The organism is Amycolatopsis sp. NPDC049159, from assembly GCF_040648295.1.
GTDB lineage: Bacteria > Actinomycetota > Actinomycetes > Mycobacteriales > Pseudonocardiaceae > Amycolatopsis > Amycolatopsis pretoriensis_A.
In genome coordinates, this window is record NZ_JBEZDL010000008.1 from 193067 (window position 1) to 208987 (window position 15921).

Below are 15921 nucleotides of genomic sequence, written 5' to 3' on the forward strand. Positions count from 1 at the left end.
CGCCGTGCCCGCTCTACCCGGACTCCGGCGCTACCTGGCCGTGCTGGCCGCGCTCGGGGTGCTCACCGCCGCCGCGGTGCTGCTCCAGGCCGAAGGTCTCGCCACGCTGCTCACCGGCGGCGGTGTGTCACCGGTGCTGGTCGTCGCGATCGCCGCGAGAGCAGTGCTTTCGTGGGGTCACGGCGTCCTCAGTGGACGGTTCGCGGCTTCGGTGCGCGGCGGCCTGCGCCGCCGGTTGCTCGATTCACGCGCCGACCGCGCGGGCGTCGTGGCGACGCAGGTGACGCGGGGGGTCGACGCCATGGACAGCTACCTGACCGGGTACCTGCCATCGCTGGTCGTGTCGGTGGTGGTGCCGGTCGCGGTGATCGTGCGGCTGTTCACGACGGACCTGGTGTCGGCGCTCATCGTCGCGGCGACGCTGCCGCTGATCCCGGTGTTCGCGATCCTGGTCGGCAAGCACACGGCGATGCGCACCGAGCGGCAGTGGTCGCTGCTGACCAAGCTGGGTGGCCACTTCCTCGACGTGGTGCGGGGATCGGGGACGCTCCGGCTGTTCGGCCGGGCGGCGGCGCAGGCGTCGACGGTCCGGTCGATGGCCGCCGCGCACGCCGACGCGACGATGAAGACGTTGCGGATCGCGTTCCTTTCCGCGCTGGTGCTGGAGTTGGTGGCGACGATGTCGGTGGCGCTGGTGGCGGTGCCGATCGGGTTCCGCCTCCTGGACGGCGGCCTCGACGCGCGGACGGCTCTCCTCGTCCTGCTCCTCGCCCCGGAGGCGTACCTGCCGCTGCGCGCGGCGGGCGCGAAGTTCCACGCGGCGGCGGAGGGGCTGACGGCGTTGCGGGAAGCCCTTGCGGTACCGGTGGTTGTTCGTCGTTCCGCGGCTTCGACTCGGCGGCGGGGTGCGCCTTCGCTGGCGCTGGAGCGGGTTTCGGTGTCTTATGACGGCGTCCCGGCGCTGTCCGAAGTGGACTTGACGGTGCCGGCCGGGTCGCGGATCGCGTTGGTGGGTCCGAGCGGGTCCGGGAAGAGCACGGTGCTGGCGGTGCTGCTGGGGTTCGTCACGCCGACGTCGGGGCGGGTGCTCGTCGACGGGGTGGACCTGCGGTCGCTGTCCCCGGCGGACTGGCTCGAAGAGGTGGCTTGGGTGCCGCAGCGGCCGACGCTGTTCCGGGGGTCGCTGGCGGAGAACATCGCGCTGGGACTGCCGTCCGCGGACGTGCCGGCCGCCGCCCGGGCCGCGGCGTTGGATTCGGTGGCGGCGGGCCTGCCCGCGGGGTACGCGACGCAGGTGGGCGAGCTGGGCGAGGGCTTGTCGGCGGGCCAGCGGCAGCGGGTGGGACTGGCACGGGCACTCGCGCGGACGTCGTCGGGGCTGGTGCTGCTCGACGAACCGACGACCCGGCTGGACTCCCGCACGGAGGATACGGTCCTGTCGGCGACCCGGCGGCTGCTGCCGGACCGGACCGCGGTGCTGGTGGCGCACCGGCCGGCGCTGGTGGCGCTGGCGGACCGGGTGGTCGAACTCCGCGACGGCCGGATCCGCACGGAGGTGGCGGCGTGAACCTCTGGGCCGTGTCCACGAGGGACACCCTCCGCCTCGTCCGTGCCGCACTCCTCGGGGCCGGGGCCGAACTCGCCGCCCTCGCGCTCATGGCCACCGCCGCCTGGCTGCTCCTGCGTGCCGCCGAACGGCCGCCGCTCGGGGCGCTCACCGTCGCCATCGTCGGCGTCCGGACCCTCGCCCTGCTGCGCGGCGGCCTTCGCTACGCCGAGCGGCTCGCCGGGCACGAAGTCGTCCTGCGGTGGCTCGGGGCGCTGCGCACCCGCGTCTACCAGGCCCTCGTGCCCAGCTCACGGTACTCCGGCGGGGACCTCCTCACCCGGCTCGTGTCCGATGTGGACGCTCTGCAGGACGCCGTCCTGCGGTGGTTGCTGCCCGCCGTCGTCGCAGCGCTCGTGGGGTCCACCGCGGTCGCCGTCGTGGCCACCGCTTCCGCCGGTGCCGCCGCCGTGCTCGCCGCCGGGTTGCTCGTCGCGGGTGTGCTGCTCCCCTGGCTGGTCATCCGCACCACCGCCCGTGCCGCCCGCGAGAACGCCCCGAAACGCGCCGAACTGGCCGAGCGCGCGGTCGAACTCGTCACCGGGCACCGGGAGCTCGTCGCCGCCGGCGCGCTGGCCGAACACCGCGCCCGGGCGACCACCGTCGTCGACGGGATCGCCGTGAGCGAGCGGGCCACCTCGGGTACGGCCGCGCTGCTCGGCCCCGCCGGGGTGCTCGTCCAGCTGGGCACCACCGTCGCCGTCGCGCTGCTGGCCGGCGCCTCCGTGCCGTGGACCGCCGCGCTCACGCTGGCCGCCATGACGAGCTTCGAGGTCGTCCTCCCGCTGGTCGCGGCCGCCCGGCGGGTGCCGGCGATCCGCGCGTCGGCCGCCCGCGTGCGGGCCGTCCTGGCCCAGCCGCCCACTCCCGAAGGCACCCGGACGCCGGAAAAGGGGCACTTCCGGCTCGAAAGCGCCGGCGTCCGCCACCCGGGCCGGGCACCCGCGCTCCAGCGGATCGACCTGGACCTGCCGCCCGGCAAGCGCGTCGGGATCCTCGGCCCCAGCGGCGCCGGCAAGACGACGTTGCTCCGCCTCCTCCTGGGCAGCCAGGCACCCACCGAAGGCCGGGTGCTCCTCGACGGCCACCCGCTCGGCGAGTACGCCGACCTGTCGGGAACCATCTCGGGCGCCGAAGCCGACGCGCACGTCTTCCACGCGACCGTCCGCGAGAACCTCCTGCTCGCGAAGCCCTCCGCCACCGACGACGAGCTGCGGGAAGCCTGCGCGGTCGCCGGGTTCGACCTGGACCTCGACCGCGGCACCGGGCCGGACGGCGACGCGCTCTCCGGCGGTCAGCGGCAGCGGCTCGTCCTGGCCCGCGCGGTCCTCGCGGCCCCGCCGGTGCTGGTGCTCGACGAGCCCGTCGAAGGCCTCGACCCCGCGCACGGCGACGCCGTCCTGAAGAACGTCCTCGCGCACGCGAAGGGCACGGTCGTCCTGGTCACCCACCGCCCCGAGCACCTCGACGGCTTCGACGAGGTGCTCACCCTCGAGGACGGGCGAGCACTTCCCGCATCGGCGGCCGGTCGGCGACCCGGACGTCCGTGACGTCCGGCAGCCACTCCTCGTCGACCTGGACGAACTGCGTGAACGGCGCGTCGGCGGCCGGCACGCCGCAGCGCGCCAGCGCCGTGCCCAGGATCTGGCGGGACATCACGCCCAGCTGCGGCAGCGATCGGTTCCGGTGCTTGCGGACGCCGAGGTTGACCTGGGCGAGCCCGTCGAGGCCGTAGCGCGCCTCGGCGTCGAGGAGCAGCCCGATCTCGACGCCGTACCCGGCGGCGAACGGCACCGATTCGAGGAACTCGCGGGTGCCCGCGTACTCGCCGCCGAGGGGCTGGACCAGCCCGCCGAGCGCCGGGCGCAGCGCCGAGAGCACCGGCCGGGCCAGCAGCTCGGTGACGCGGCCGCCGCCGCCGCTCTCCAGCCGCAGCGGACGGCGGTAGAAGCCCTTGACCAGGTGCACGCCGGGCTCGGTGACCAGCGGCCCGAGCAGCGACGGCACGAACGCCGGGTCCGGGTCGACCAGGTCCGAGTCGAGGAAGACGACGAGGTCACCGCTGGTCGCGGCCAGCGAACGCCACAGCACCTCGCCCTTGCCGGGGACCGGCGGCAGGTCCGGCAGCACGTCCTCGCGGCGGACGACCCGCGCGCCCGCGGCTTCGGCGGTTTCGACCGTGGCGTCCGTGGAACCCGAGTCCACGACGACGAGCTCGTCGACGACCGAACCGACCAGGGGGCGGACGGACGCGACGACGGCACCGACCGTCCGCTCTTCGTCGAGGGCCGGTAGCACGACGGAAACCGTCCGGTCACCCTTCGCGGTCACGATGTCCGCGGACGTCCAACCGGGTTCCTGCCACGTGCGCCGCTCGAACCAACTCACGAGTAACGATCGTGCCATGCTGGTGTCACCGCCACCGAGGAGGAGGACCACTTGATCGCGCAGCTTGTCCGCTTCGTGCTGGGGCCGCTGGCCAGGGCGCTGTACCGGCCCGAGGTGCACGGCGTGGAGAACGTGCCCACCACGGGCCCGGTGCTGCTCGCGGCCAACCACCGGGCGGCGCTCGACACCGGCGTGATCACGTTCGCGACCCCGCGCCAGGTGAAGTTCCTCGGCAAGGCGGAGTACTTCACCGGCAAGGGCCTCAAGGGCAAGCTGATGGCCGGCTTCGTCGGCGGCCTCGGCTACATCCCGGTCGAGCGCGGCAACGCCCAGGCCGGGCTCGCCGCGCTGGAAGCGGCCCGCAAGGTGCTCGACGCGGGCGGCGTCTTCGCGATCTACCCCGAGGGCACCCGCTCCCTGGACGGCCGGCTGCACCGCGGCCACACCGGCGTCGCGGCCCTGGCGCTGGCGACCGGCGCGAAGGTGGTGCCGGTCGCGCTGACCGGCACCGAGCACCTCCAGCCGAAGGGCGCGAAGATCCCCCGGCCCGCGAAGATCTCCATCACGTTCGGCAAGCCGCTGGACTTCTCGCGCTATGAGGGCCAGGACTACGCCCCGGCGATCCGCCGGTCGGTCACCGACGAGGTGATGTACGCGATCCTGGAGATCTCGGGCCAGGAGTACGTGGACACCTACCACAAGCGGCCGAGCGAAGGCGTCGCCTGAGCCGTCACCAGGGCACCGGGCCCTCGTCGTCGACGAAGGTGCCCGTCGGGCCGTCCGCTCCGATCGTCGCCATGCGGACCGCCGACACCGCACCTTGCGCCGGGGTGCGCGGGCCGGCGTGGTTGTTCAAGTCGGTCGCGCAGTGGCCCGGGCAGACCGCGTTGACCAGGATCCCGTCGGGCCGCAGGTCCCTCGCGTACTGCAGGGTCAACGACGTCAACGCCGTCTTCGACGGGGTGTAGCCGGCGGAAATCGGCAGCTGGGCGTCGGGGTCGGCGTTGCGCGTCAGTGACGCGCCGCCGCTGGAGACGTTGACGATGCGCGGAGCGGCCGAGCGGCGCAGGAGCGGCAGCAGCGCGTTCGTGACCGTGACGACGCCGAAGAAGTTCGTCTCGAAGATCGCGCGCAGCGTGCCCAGGTCGGCGGTGCTGGGGCGCTGGTGGGAGAGGTCCGTGCCCGGCGAGCGGCTGATGGCCGCGTTGTTGACCAAGACGTCGAGCCGCCCGTACCGCTCCTCGATGCGGGAAGCGGCTTCGGCGGCCGACGCCGGGTCCGTCACGTCGAGGACCACCGAAGAAACGCCCAGCTCCGCCGCGGCCTTCTCGCCGAGTTCCGCGCTGCGGGCGCCGATGACGACGGTGTGCCCGAGGGCGGCGAGCTGCGCGGCGATCTCGCGGCCGATGCCCTTGTTCGCGCCGGTGACCAGAGTGATTTCGTCCATGGCTCCAGCACACCAGCGGGACGCCCGCGCGAGCCAACACCGATGTCGCATCGGCCGATACTCTGGTGGTATGGAGACGCGGGAGCTCGCGTATTTCGTCGCCGTCGCCGAAGAACTGCACTTCGGCCGCGCGGCGCAGCGCCTCGGCATGGCGCAGCCCCCGCTGTCGCGCGCCATCCAGCAGCTCGAACGGCGCATGGGTGTCACGCTGCTGGAACGCACGAGCCGCGGCGTGTGCTTGACGCCCGCGGGCGCGGTTTTCCTTGCGGAGAGCCGCAAAGCGCTCGACGCCGTGGAGGCGGCCGTGCGCCGGGCGCAACGCGCGGGGGAGGAAGTGCCGAAGCTGCTCGTGGCGATGAAGCCCGACGGCGACGCCGGCCTGCTCGAGCGGATCCTGCCCGGCTACCGCGCCGACCCGGACGCGATCGAGGCCGAGATCGTCGTGTGCGGGATCGGCGAGCAGTCCCGCATGCTGCGCGACGGCCGCGCCGACCTGGCGTTCCTGCACGGCCCGCACGACGACGTCGCCGGGTTCGACACGGAGCTGCTGCTGGAGCAGGACCAGCTGGCGATGCTCCCCCGCGGCCACCGGCTGGCGGGCCGCGCGGCGCTGGTCATGGCCGACCTCGAGGGCGAGCCGTTCCCGCGCTGGCCGGGCAGCGACGTGCCGGGCCCCGAGGTGCGCGACGCGGGCCAGCTGCTGCAGCTGATCGCACTGGGCCAGGTCGTCGCGGTCGTCCCGGAGTCGGCGCGGCGCCACGTCCGCCCGGACGTCGTGTGCGTGCCGGTGCTCGACGCGCCCCGGACCTCGGTGGTGCTGGCCTGGCCCGACCGGACGCGATCACGAGCCGCGGCGGCGTTCGTCCGGGCCTGCACCGGAGTCGCGGACGACAGCCGGGTGGCGGTCGATCGCTGATCTCGCCGGCCCGGACGCTCGGGTTCTCACCGCGACTCCGACGGAGAACTCGAGTCGGCGTCGATCGGGCGGCCCACCAGAGCCGCATGGCGCGTGATCTGAACCGGGCCGACGACGACGTCTACCTCGAGCAGCCACACCACCGCACCGATGAGCGGCACGAGAACGACCAACACCACGACGAGTCGAGTGGTCGATCCCCCATTGGAGATAGCCAGTCCCAAAGTCGAGCGGGGCGCCGGCTCGCGCACGTCGCACTTGTTGCGTTTTCGACCTTGTTTCCTCGCGGTTCGGCGGGCTCGAAGCTCGTTGCTCATACCAAGGATCTCCTTCGCCACTCTCGCCCGGCATCGGTGGATCAGCGCAGCCGGCGCGCACTCCCGGATCAGCAGAGCGGAGTAGGCACACCGACAAGGAGCGCACCAACCTTCGTTGTGCACACATCGCTGTGTGCACCAAAGTTCGGGCCGCGCCAGCTTCGCGTCATGTTTCGAGTTGGCAGAACCCCGACCGAATCCGAACTAGGCGTACGAGAGGCACGAGAAAACTGGCGTCCGTGTTGACTTCCATCGAATCCGGACATCGGAGAGGGTGTTTTGGCGATTCAAGGCACGCGGGGTCCGGCCATCCCGGGCAACGTGGCCGCTGCCATCAAGATCGTGGAGGGACTACTGGCAGGCAGTGAGGAAAGCGGGGTGAGCGTGACGCTGGGGAAACCCGAAAAACACGGCTTGATCGGCGGCTGCATGTCCCTGGTCGACATCTTGTTTCCGGCCCGGCACTCCGAGGAGGCAATCTCCGCGTCGAACTCGAGGACGGGACCAGTGAGGTCGAACTCGTCGCGGACATGCTGGTTCGCAAACTGCACAACCAACCGGAATTGCAGGCCTCGGCTCACGGCAAGCTGCCCTTGGTCGCAGGTAGCCTCCGGGCCGCACAGGTGAACGATTCCGCCGTGGAACACCGCTTGAGCATCCCGGTCGAAGTGTCCCCGGCCGAGGCGCTCATCTGGGTTATTGCGCTCTGGCACCTTTGCGAATTCATTTGGCCCGTGTCCGCCACACTCCCGCGCGGTACATCTTGCTCACAGTGATGCCGCCGGCCCAACGCAAGCCGGCGGCATCCTTGATCGTCGTGGTCAGCCACTCGGCACCTGACCTGCACCGACATCAGATCCCCGGCGCTTCCTTAGCCCACTTCGGCGGGGCCGGCGGCTCGTAGCTCTCGAACCGGTCCAGCAGCACCGCCGCGTCCGCGTCCGCCATCACGAGCTGCCGGTACTCCGGCTTGACGAAGCCCTCGGTCACCATGTGGTCGGCGAACGCCAGCAGCGGGCCGTAGTAGCCGTCCACGTCGACCAGGCCGATCGGCTTGCCGTGCAGGCCCAGCTGCGCCCACGTCCAGACCTCGAACAGCTCCTCCAGCGTGCCCGCGCCGCCCGGCAGCGCCAGGAAGCCGTCCGACAGGGCCGCCATCTTGGCCTTGCGCTCGTGCATGTCGCGGACCACGTGCAGTTCGGACAGGCCCGCGTGCGAGATCTCGACCGAGGACAACGCCTCCGGGATCACGCCGATCACCTCGCCGCCCGCCGCGAGGGCCGCGTCGGCGACGACACCCATGGTGCCGACGCTCGCGCCGCCGTAGACCAGGCCGATGCCGCGCTGGGCCAGGAGCTTGCCCAGTGCCGCCGCCTGCTCGGCGTAGCGGGGCGAGAACCCCATCGACGAACCGCAGAACACGCAGATCCGGCTCATCAGTGGGTGTCCTCCCACGCCTGGTAGGACTCCTGGACCACGCGGACGGCGTCGTCGATGTCGTCGGTGACGTGCAGCAGGTCCAGGTCGTTCGGGCTGATCTTGCCCTCGGCCTGCACGGTCTTGGCGATCCAGTCGTAGAGGCCGCCCCAGTAGTCGCTGCCGAACAGAACCACCGGGAACTTCGTGACCTTCTTGGTCTGCACCAGGGTCAGCGCCTCGAACAGCTCGTCGAGCGTGCCGAAGCCGCCGGGCAGGCAGATGAAGGCCTGCGAATACTTGATGAACATCGTCTTGCGGGCGAAGAAGTACCGGAAGTTGACGCCGAGGTCGACCCACGGGTTCAGGCCCTGCTCGAACGGCAGCTCGATGCCGAGCCCGACGGAGAAGCCGCCGGCCTCGGCCGCGCCGCGGTTGACCGCCTCCATCGCGCCCGGGCCGCCGCCGGTCATCACCGCGAAGCCGGCGTTGGCCAGCGCACCGCCGATCTTGCGGCCGAGCTCGTACTCGGGGTTGTCGCGCTTGGTGCGGGCCGAGCCGAACACCGTGACCGCGCGCGGGACCTCGGCGAGCGCGCCGAACCCCTCGACGAACTCGGCCTGGATCCGCAGGACGCGCCACGGGTCGGTGTGCACCCAGTCGCTCGGGCCGCGCGAGTCCAGGAGCCGCTGGTCGGTGGTGCTGCCCTGGTCGCGGCGGTCGCGGCGCAGCACGACCGGGCCCTTGTGCCGCTCCACCGGGCGCTCGGGGTACTGGCCGTCGGGGAATTCAGACTGTTCACTCACTCAGCCATGCTACGGCCTGCCCGCCAGCGAAAATGCGAGCAGCGCCGTGGAGGTGAAGTCGATGGCCGGCTCGTTGCTGGGCCATGAACTCAAGTCGTCGGCGTAGCGGCTTCCCTGCCCGTCGAAGGATTCATACGGACGGGTGCATTCCTTCGCGCCCGCGGGGAACGGCAGGTCGGCGAAGTTGTCCGCGCCGTTGGGGCCGTTGACGACCGCGCCGTAGAGCACTTTCGACGGGCCTGCGAGGTTCGCGGCCTGGTGGTGCGGGCACCGCGGCGACGTCGTGCCGACGCCGACCACGAGGGAGACGCCCCACGCGTTGGCCCCGAGGGTGAAGTCCCGTTGTTGCGCGCCGAAGGCGGCGTAACGGGAGTCGCCGGTGACGCGCTGGTAGAGCCGCGCGGTGGCGGCGAAGCCGAAGCTCTTGCTGGCCGCGTCGAAGTCGGTGACGGCGACCGCCGTCCGGAATGGACTCCGCTTCGCCGCCTCGACGCCGGAGTCGAGCTGGCGCCGCAGGTCCGCGGCGAGGTCGCGCACGCCGAGCGCGGCGCCGGGGACGCCGGTGCGCAGCAGTCCGGCGAGGTCGGCGTGGGCGAGCGCGCTGGTGTCGTAGAGGTTCAACGTGCTCGTGTCGCCGCTGCCGATGTACGCCTCCGCCCACTTCGCCGCGTCGCGGGCCCAGCCGTTCGCGCGCGGGTCTTTCAACGCCCGCGCCGCCAGCGCGAGCTGCGTCGCGCCCAGCTCCAGGTCGTCCGCCCAGGACGATTCCGGGTAGTACGCGTGCGGGAACGCGGTGACGAGCTCGCCGACGCCGGCCGTCTTGGCCTGGGCGAACACCGCCGCGGCTTCGGTCAGGTAGTGGCGGGCCAGCCGCGGGTCGCGTTGCGCGTGGACCTGCGCGCCGAGCGCGAACGCGGCGGCGACGCGGCCGGCGAGGTTGGGCGAGAGCGGCGCGCCAGCCGGGGCAGCCGGGAACACCGGGCGGTGCTTGACGAAGTAGGCCGGGTCGCCGGGCTTGACGTCGAGGGCGTCGTCGTCCTGCGGGTTGCGCCAGACGTCGTGGTCGCCGAGGAAGCCGAACTCCTCGCTGCCGGTGCCGATGCCGACCTGCGCGTAGAGCGTCTTGGTCCGGCCGTCCCAGACCTTGTCGAGCCAGTCGAGACCGAACCGGACCTCCTTCGCCAGCACCGGGTCCGGGTCCTCGCGCAGCACGAAACCCAGCTCCGCCAGCGAATACGCGGTGTTGGACGTGAACTTCACGAAGTCGCCGGCGTCGACCCAGCCGCCTTCGACGTCGACCGGGCCGCCTCGGGGCTTCAGCGGTTCGACGATTTCGTCGCCGCCCTCGCCGGCGAACTCCGGTTCCGCGTAGACGGTCGCGGTCCGGTCGGCCAGGTGCGAAGGCTTGCGGTCCAGGCGGCCGGGGACGACGTCGTGGCCGTCGCGCTGGGCCTGGAAGAACTCGGTGGTGGCGCGCACGAGCGGGCGGAACAGCCGGCGCGCGGTGTCGATCCGGAACGGCGGCGACGTCGCGCCCGCGGCCTTGACCCGGTAGGTGCCCGGACGGTCCAGAGTGGACAGATCGAGGTCGAACACCGCCGGGTAGCGGGCGTTCCAGGCTCCGAGGCTCGCGCCGGTGCGGCCCGTGCGGACGGTGTGCCCGCGCTCGTCGACGACGGTGAACGTCCCCGGCGCGCTCCCGAGCAGGTACGCGTGCTTCGCCTCCCCCAGCGCGTAACCGACTTGGTCGACGCGCACCTCGGCCGGGGTCGCGGCCTCGGCCGGGCCGGCGGCGAGGGGCACGGCGAGGACGGCGGCCGTGGCGAGGGGAAGCAGGCGCATGATCGGCCTCCGCTTTGTTAGGAAAGTTTCCTATTTAACGCTAGCCTGACGGCGACCGGGGCGTCAATATGTCCGTTTCCGCGACTTCACGGGCGATGACCTACCGTGGGGAGATGACCGAACCGCTCGGCGCGCGGATCCGGCGGTTGCGCACCGACCGCGGGTGGACCCAGCGCGAGCTCGCCGAGCCCGGCTACGACCGCGGGTTCCTGGCGAAGGTCGAGACCGGCAGCCGTCCCCCCTCGGACGAGATGCTGGCCTACCTGGCCGAACGCTTCGGGCTGACCGTCGACGAGCTGCGGTTCGGCCGTCCCCCGGGCGTCGCGGACGAGCTGCGCGCGGCGCTCGACGAGGGCTACCGCGACCTGGAGCAGGGCCGCGTCGCCGACGCGGAGACGCGGTTCGCGGCCGTGGCGAAGCAGGCCGCCGGCTACCACCTCGACGACGTCGAGTGCTACGCGCGGTTCTGCCGGGCCGAGGTGAAGTGGCAGCTCTTCGACGTCGAGGGTGCGCAGCAGGAACTGGAGCACGCGGAAGAACTGGCGGCGGCCGCGCCGCCGTGGCTGCGGGCGATGATCGTGCACCGCTGGTCCGGCTGTCGGTACCTGAGCGGCGACGCGGGCACGGCGATCGCGCGCGTCGAGGCCGAGCTGGCCACCCGGCCGGCCGACCCGGACGCCGAGCTGTGCCTGCTCAGCGCGTTGATCCACCCGCTGATGGAGATGGGCGGCCTGCACCGCGCCCGCCGCGCGGCCGAGGACGGCCGTCGCCTGGCCCGGGCGGCCACCCGGCCGGACTTCGTGGCGCGCTTCCACCGGCAGGCATCGCAGGTGTGGCAGGCGATCGGGCGTGCGGACCAGGCGTTGCAGGACCTGACGGAAGCGTGCCGGCTGTTCACGTCGGTGGGCTTCGACCGCGACGCGGCGCGGTGCCGGTGGGCGCGCGGCTATCTGCTGCGGCGGGTGGGCCGCCTCGACGAGGCCCGCGCGGAGCTCACGGCGGCCCGCGACCAGCTGGCGGCGATCGGGTCCGAGGAGGGTCTCGCCGGCGCGACGGTCGAGCTGGCCGAGGTCCGCCTCCGCCAGGGCGCCCCGGACGAGGCGGCCGCGCTGGTCTCCGAGGTCTGGCCGCTGCTGACCCGGGACGTGGAGGCCCTCGGCGAGGCGACCGGGCTGCGGGGGCAGATCGCGGCGGCCCAGGGCGACCCGGAGACGGCGATCCGCCTCCTGCGCGAGGCGGCGGAGATCCAGCGGGGAGCATCGCTGCACGGGGCCGCGGTTTCGACGTCGTTGCGGCTCGGCGACGCACTCCGACAACGTGGTCATCTGACCGAAGCCATCGAGGCCTACCGCCGCGGCCTGGACTCGGCGGCGGGCACCGAAGGCTGATTCGCCGGACCACTGGGCTCAGTGGTCCGGACCAAAACCGAATTTCCTACCAAAGTTGGTGAATTGGTTCAGACCAGTCGCCAACCGGGCCGCTTCCTGCGGTTTCGCCCCGGGCGCCGTAATCTTGGCGGCACCCCGCTGGGCCATTCGGCCCATTGACCCGCGCACCACCGGAACCTTTACTCGGATGCGTCCGGCGCAATAACAGCAGTTATTTCGACGGACACACTCCCCACGGTCCCCGGAAAGGTTCCCCCATGAGATCCCCACGAGGGCTGGCGGCGATCGCCGGCCTGGCCCTGAGTTTCGCGGTGCCGGTGATCCCGGCCGCCGCTGCCGCACCTCCCGCCGCCACCCCACCCGAGGCGCTCGCCGCGCGAGCCGCCGACCAGGCTGCCCTCAACGGCGCCGACCGGCTCGCCAAGGGCGCCGGGGAGACCTTCGTCCGCACCGGGGTCACCCCGGGTGGCGGCGGGCTCTACTTCGCCTCCTACCAGCGCACCTACCACGGCCTGCCGGTCGTCGGCGGGGACGCGGTCGTCGTCGCCGACGGGGCCGGGCGCGTCCGCGGCACCGAAGCCGCCAAAACCGCTCCGATCACCGTCGGCACCCAGGCCACGCTGAACGCCGCGCAGGCGAGCAGGATCGCCGCGGCCAAGGTGTCCACAGTGGACAAGGCCGAGGCGCCGAAGCTGGTCGTGCTGGCCGGGGACGCCCCCAAGCTCGCCTACGAGGTCGTCGTCAGCGGCCACACCGGCGGCCACCCGACCAAGCTGCACGTCTTCGTCGACAGCGCGACCGGCGCGGTCCTCGACACCCGGGACGACGTCCGCGAAGCGGGCACCGGCAACTCCTACTACGCCGGGACCGTCTCGATCGACACGTCCGGCTCCGGCAGCTCCTACTCGATGACCGACCCGGCCCGCCGCGGCATCGCCTGCGGCCGCGAGGGCGGCTCGATCTTCACCAAGAGCAGCAACACCTGGGGCAACGGCTCCGGCACCGACCTCGAAACCGGCTGCGTCGACACGCTCTACAGCGTCCAGACCGAGTGGAAGATGCTCGGCGACTGGCTCGGCCGCAACGGCATCGACGGCGCCGGCGGCGGCTTCCGCGCGAGCGTCGGCCTCAACGACGTCAACGCCTACTGGGACGGCTCGTCGACGCACTTCGGGCACTCGCAGGACAACCAGCGCCAGGCGACGCCGATGGACGTCGTCGGGCACGAGTTCGGGCACGCCATCTTCCAGACGACTCCGGGCGGCGCCGGTTCGGGCAACGAAAACGGCGGGCTCAACGAGTCCACCGGCGACATCTTCGGCGCGCTGACCGAGTACTACGCCAACAACCCGAAGGACACCCCGGACTTCACCGTCGGCGAGGGCGTCAACCTCGTCGGCCAGGGCCCGATCCGCTACATGTACAACCCGGGCCAGATCGGCGACCCGAACTGCTACTCGTCGTCGATCCCGAGCACCGAGGTGCACGCCGCCGCGGGCCCGCAGAACCACTGGTTCTACCTGCTTTCCCAGGGCAGCAACGGATCCGGCGGGCCGACCAGCCCGACGTGCAACAATTCGAGCGTCACCGGCGTCGGCATCCAGAAGGCGGGCAAGATCTTCTACAACGGCCTGCTGAAGAAGACCTCGTCGTGGAACCACAAGGCCGCCCGCAAGGCCACGCTCGAAGCCGCGATCGCGCTCTTCCCCGGCAGCTGCACGGAATTCAACTCCACCAAGGCCGCCTGGGACGCGGTGAGCGTCGCCGCCGTCAGCGGTGAGCCGACGTGCAGCGGCCAGCCGCCGGCCGGCAACGACTACTCGCTGACGCTGTCGCCGACGTCGGCGTCCGTCCAGCCCGGACAGACGGCGACCACGACCATCACCACCCGGGTCACGTCGGGCAACGCCCAGACCGTCCAGCTGCTGGCCTCCGGCCTGCCCGAGGGCGCGAAGGCGACGATCAGCCCGGCGAGCGTCCAGTCCGGTGGCACCGCCACGCTGACCATCACCACCTCGGCGAGCACGCCGCAGGGCACCAGCCAGGTGACGGTCAGCGGTGACGGCCCCGATGCCGACCACAGCGCGCAGTTCTCGCTGACCGTCGGCACCGGCACCCCGCCGACCGGCTGCGGCGGCCTCACCGAGTGGGACGTGGCGAAGGCGTACGTGCCCAACGACGTCGTCGGCCACAACGGTCACAAGTGGACGTCCCTGTGGTACTCGACCGGTGCCGAGCCCGGCGCGCCCACCTCGTGGGCCGTGTGGAGCGACGGCGGCGCCTGCTGATCCCGGCCGCGCGGTGGCGGGCGACTCCCCCGCCACCGCGCGGCCTACCCTGGAACGTCCACGGCGGAAAGGCACCCGAGTGAGCGAGAGCGTCGGCGAACGCCTGCGTGAGCTGCGTACCGAACGCGGGCTCACGCAACGCCAGCTCGCCGGGCCGCAGTACTCCGCGGCCTACGTGTCGTCGGTCGAAACCGGCGCGCGGACGCCGTCGGGCGACGCGCTGCGGTTCTTCGCCCGGCAGCTCGCCATCGACCCCGACGAGCTGCTCGGCGGCCGCTCCCCGCGCGAGCTGCTCGAACTGGACCTCGACCTGATCGAGACGGCGGAACGGTTCCTGGCCGGTGACGTCCGCCGCGCGGCACCCCGCATGCAGCGGCTCCGCCGGCACGCCGAACGCCTGGACCGGCCGCGGCAGGCCGGGATCGCGCTGCTGTGGCTGGCCGGGTACTCGACGGGCGACGTCCGCACGAAGTACGTCGCCGAAGCCGAAACGGCGTTGTCGGGCGAGCCGCCGCCGGTGCGCGCGATGGTCGTGCCGCTGCGCGCGGCCGTGCTCAGCGGCTGGGGCGAGGCGCAGTATTCCCTGCACCTGCTGGAAACCTGCCACGCGGAGCTGCTGCGCGACGGCTACCCGCAGCCGTCGATGCTGCTGACGCTGCGGGCCTGCCTGGCCGAGCGGCACCTTCGCCAGGGCGATCTGGAGCGGGCTTCGGAGTACGCGGATTCGGCGCTGCGGCTCACCCGGGGCGGCCCCGCGGTGCTGGCCGAGCTGACCCGCAGCCACGTCGAGGTGTGCCGCAGCCACCTCGCGGCGGACCGGTTCGCCGACGCGGCCGCGTCGGTCGCCGCGGCCTACGACCTCATGCAGGAACGGGCCCTGCACCCGGCGATGGCGCACTGCCTGCTGGCCAGGGCCCGGGTTCGCGGCCGCGCGGGTGACGTCGAGGGCGCGTTGGCCGACCTCGGCGCGGCGCGGGAGACGGCGGGGCCGGCCGACGTCCCGGCGATCACCGTCGAGCTCGCCGCCGAATACCTGGCGGCGGGCCGGCTGGAAACGGCGGCCGCGCTGCTCGACCAGGTCCGCCCCTCGGTCGTGTCGGGCACGGCGCTGGCCGCGGAACTGCGGCTGCAGCTGGGTTCGCTGGCCAGGGCCCGCGGGGACGCCCGGCGCGCGGCCGAAGACCTGCGTGCCGCCGTCGAGCTGGCCACGGGCCTGGGCGCACGCGGGGTGCTGGTCCGCGCGCTGCGGCCGTTGAGCGAGCTGCTCGGCGAGGCCGGGAAGCGGGCGGAGGCGGCGGACGTGCTGCGCGACGGGCTCATCGCGCTGGGCGCGGAAGCCGACTGAGCAGGCACGACAACGTTTTCCTTTGCAGCACTAACGATTCCCGATGATCGAGATCGTCCGGCGTTCGGATGGTGTCGGGGACAATCCCTACGAAAGTCGTTCCGGGACGGAACACACCGTGAATCCCCTGCTGCGGTGGCCTTTGTACGAATTGATCCGAGA

The 15921-nt window shown here is 72.4% G+C and carries 14 protein-coding genes; 7 read left to right on the forward strand and 7 right to left on the reverse strand.

Annotated elements, in window-relative coordinates:
• Positions 1–4 precede the first annotated feature (4 nt).
• Positions 5–1567: a thiol reductant ABC exporter subunit CydD gene (cydD, locus tag AB0B33_RS17295; protein ID WP_360772391.1), complete on the forward strand. Its 1563-nt coding sequence runs from the start codon at positions 5–7 to the stop codon at positions 1565–1567.
• On the forward strand, positions 1564–3156 hold the full coding sequence (cydC, locus tag AB0B33_RS17300; RefSeq protein ID WP_360772394.1) for a thiol reductant ABC exporter subunit CydC: 1593 nt from the start codon (positions 1564–1566) through the stop codon (positions 3154–3156). Before cydD ends, cydC begins: the two co-directional genes overlap by 4 nt.
• Here cydC and AB0B33_RS17305 read toward each other — a convergent pair.
• Positions 3092–3994 carry a glucosyl-3-phosphoglycerate synthase gene (locus tag AB0B33_RS17305; protein ID WP_360772395.1) on the reverse strand — a complete coding sequence of 301 codons (903 nt, stop codon included), beginning with the start codon at positions 3992–3994 and terminating at the stop codon, positions 3092–3094. The genes cydC and AB0B33_RS17305 overlap by 65 nt on opposite strands.
• Positions 3995–4045: 51 nt before the next feature.
• On the opposite strand from AB0B33_RS17305, the gene AB0B33_RS17310 reads away from it, so the two are divergent.
• Positions 4046–4720 carry a lysophospholipid acyltransferase family protein gene (locus AB0B33_RS17310; RefSeq protein WP_247014549.1) on the forward strand — a complete coding sequence of 225 codons (675 nt, stop codon included), beginning with the start codon at positions 4046–4048 and terminating at the stop codon, positions 4718–4720.
• Between the two features lie 4 nt (positions 4721–4724).
• Here the strand turns inward: AB0B33_RS17310 and AB0B33_RS17315 are convergent, their stop codons facing one another.
• Positions 4725–5441 carry an SDR family oxidoreductase gene (locus AB0B33_RS17315; RefSeq protein WP_360772400.1) on the reverse strand — a complete coding sequence of 239 codons (717 nt, stop codon included), beginning with the start codon at positions 5439–5441 and terminating at the stop codon, positions 4725–4727.
• A gap of 70 nt (positions 5442–5511) precedes the next feature.
• Between AB0B33_RS17315 and AB0B33_RS17320 the strand changes: the two genes are divergently transcribed.
• Positions 5512–6357, forward strand: a complete 846-nt coding sequence (locus AB0B33_RS17320) for a LysR family transcriptional regulator (RefSeq protein WP_360772403.1) — start codon at positions 5512–5514, stop codon at positions 6355–6357.
• A gap of 26 nt (positions 6358–6383) precedes the next feature.
• Here AB0B33_RS17320 and AB0B33_RS17325 read toward each other — a convergent pair whose 3' ends face one another.
• The 5 genes from AB0B33_RS17325 to AB0B33_RS17345 form a co-directional block, all read right to left on the reverse strand.
• A complete protein-coding gene (locus AB0B33_RS17325; protein WP_360772406.1) occupies positions 6384–6674 on the reverse strand; it encodes a hypothetical protein in 291 nt (96 codons plus the stop codon).
• Between the two features lie 287 nt (positions 6675–6961).
• Positions 6962–7387, reverse strand: coding sequence for a hypothetical protein (locus tag AB0B33_RS17330; protein ID WP_360772409.1), 426 nt, complete (start codon positions 7385–7387; stop codon positions 6962–6964).
• A gap of 139 nt (positions 7388–7526) precedes the next feature.
• On the reverse strand, positions 7527–8111 hold the full coding sequence (locus AB0B33_RS17335; RefSeq protein WP_360772411.1) for a TIGR00730 family Rossman fold protein: 585 nt from the start codon (positions 8109–8111) through the stop codon (positions 7527–7529).
• Positions 8111–8896 carry a TIGR00730 family Rossman fold protein gene (locus AB0B33_RS17340; RefSeq protein WP_360772414.1) on the reverse strand — a complete coding sequence of 262 codons (786 nt, stop codon included), beginning with the start codon at positions 8894–8896 and terminating at the stop codon, positions 8111–8113. Before AB0B33_RS17340 ends, AB0B33_RS17335 begins: the two co-directional genes overlap by 1 nt.
• Before the next feature lie 9 nt (positions 8897–8905).
• Complete coding sequence (locus tag AB0B33_RS17345) at positions 8906–10738, reverse strand: glycoside hydrolase family 9 protein (RefSeq protein WP_360772417.1); 1833 nt, start codon at positions 10736–10738, stop codon at positions 8906–8908.
• A 113-nt stretch (positions 10739–10851) separates the two neighbouring features.
• On the opposite strand from AB0B33_RS17345, the gene AB0B33_RS17350 reads away from it, so the two are divergent.
• The 3 genes from AB0B33_RS17350 to AB0B33_RS17360 all read left to right on the forward strand — a co-directional run bounded on the left by AB0B33_RS17350 (position 10852) and on the right by AB0B33_RS17360 (position 15759).
• Positions 10852–12126, forward strand: a complete 1275-nt coding sequence (locus AB0B33_RS17350; RefSeq protein ID WP_360772420.1) for a helix-turn-helix domain-containing protein — start codon at positions 10852–10854, stop codon at positions 12124–12126.
• A 257-nt stretch (positions 12127–12383) separates the two neighbouring features.
• Complete coding sequence (locus tag AB0B33_RS17355; protein ID WP_360772423.1) at positions 12384–14414, forward strand: M4 family metallopeptidase; 2031 nt, start codon at positions 12384–12386, stop codon at positions 14412–14414.
• Between the two features lie 79 nt (positions 14415–14493).
• Positions 14494–15759 (forward strand): helix-turn-helix transcriptional regulator, encoded by a 1266-nt coding sequence (locus AB0B33_RS17360; protein WP_360772425.1) that lies wholly within the window; start codon positions 14494–14496, stop codon positions 15757–15759.
• Positions 15760–15921: the final 162 nt, after the last annotated feature.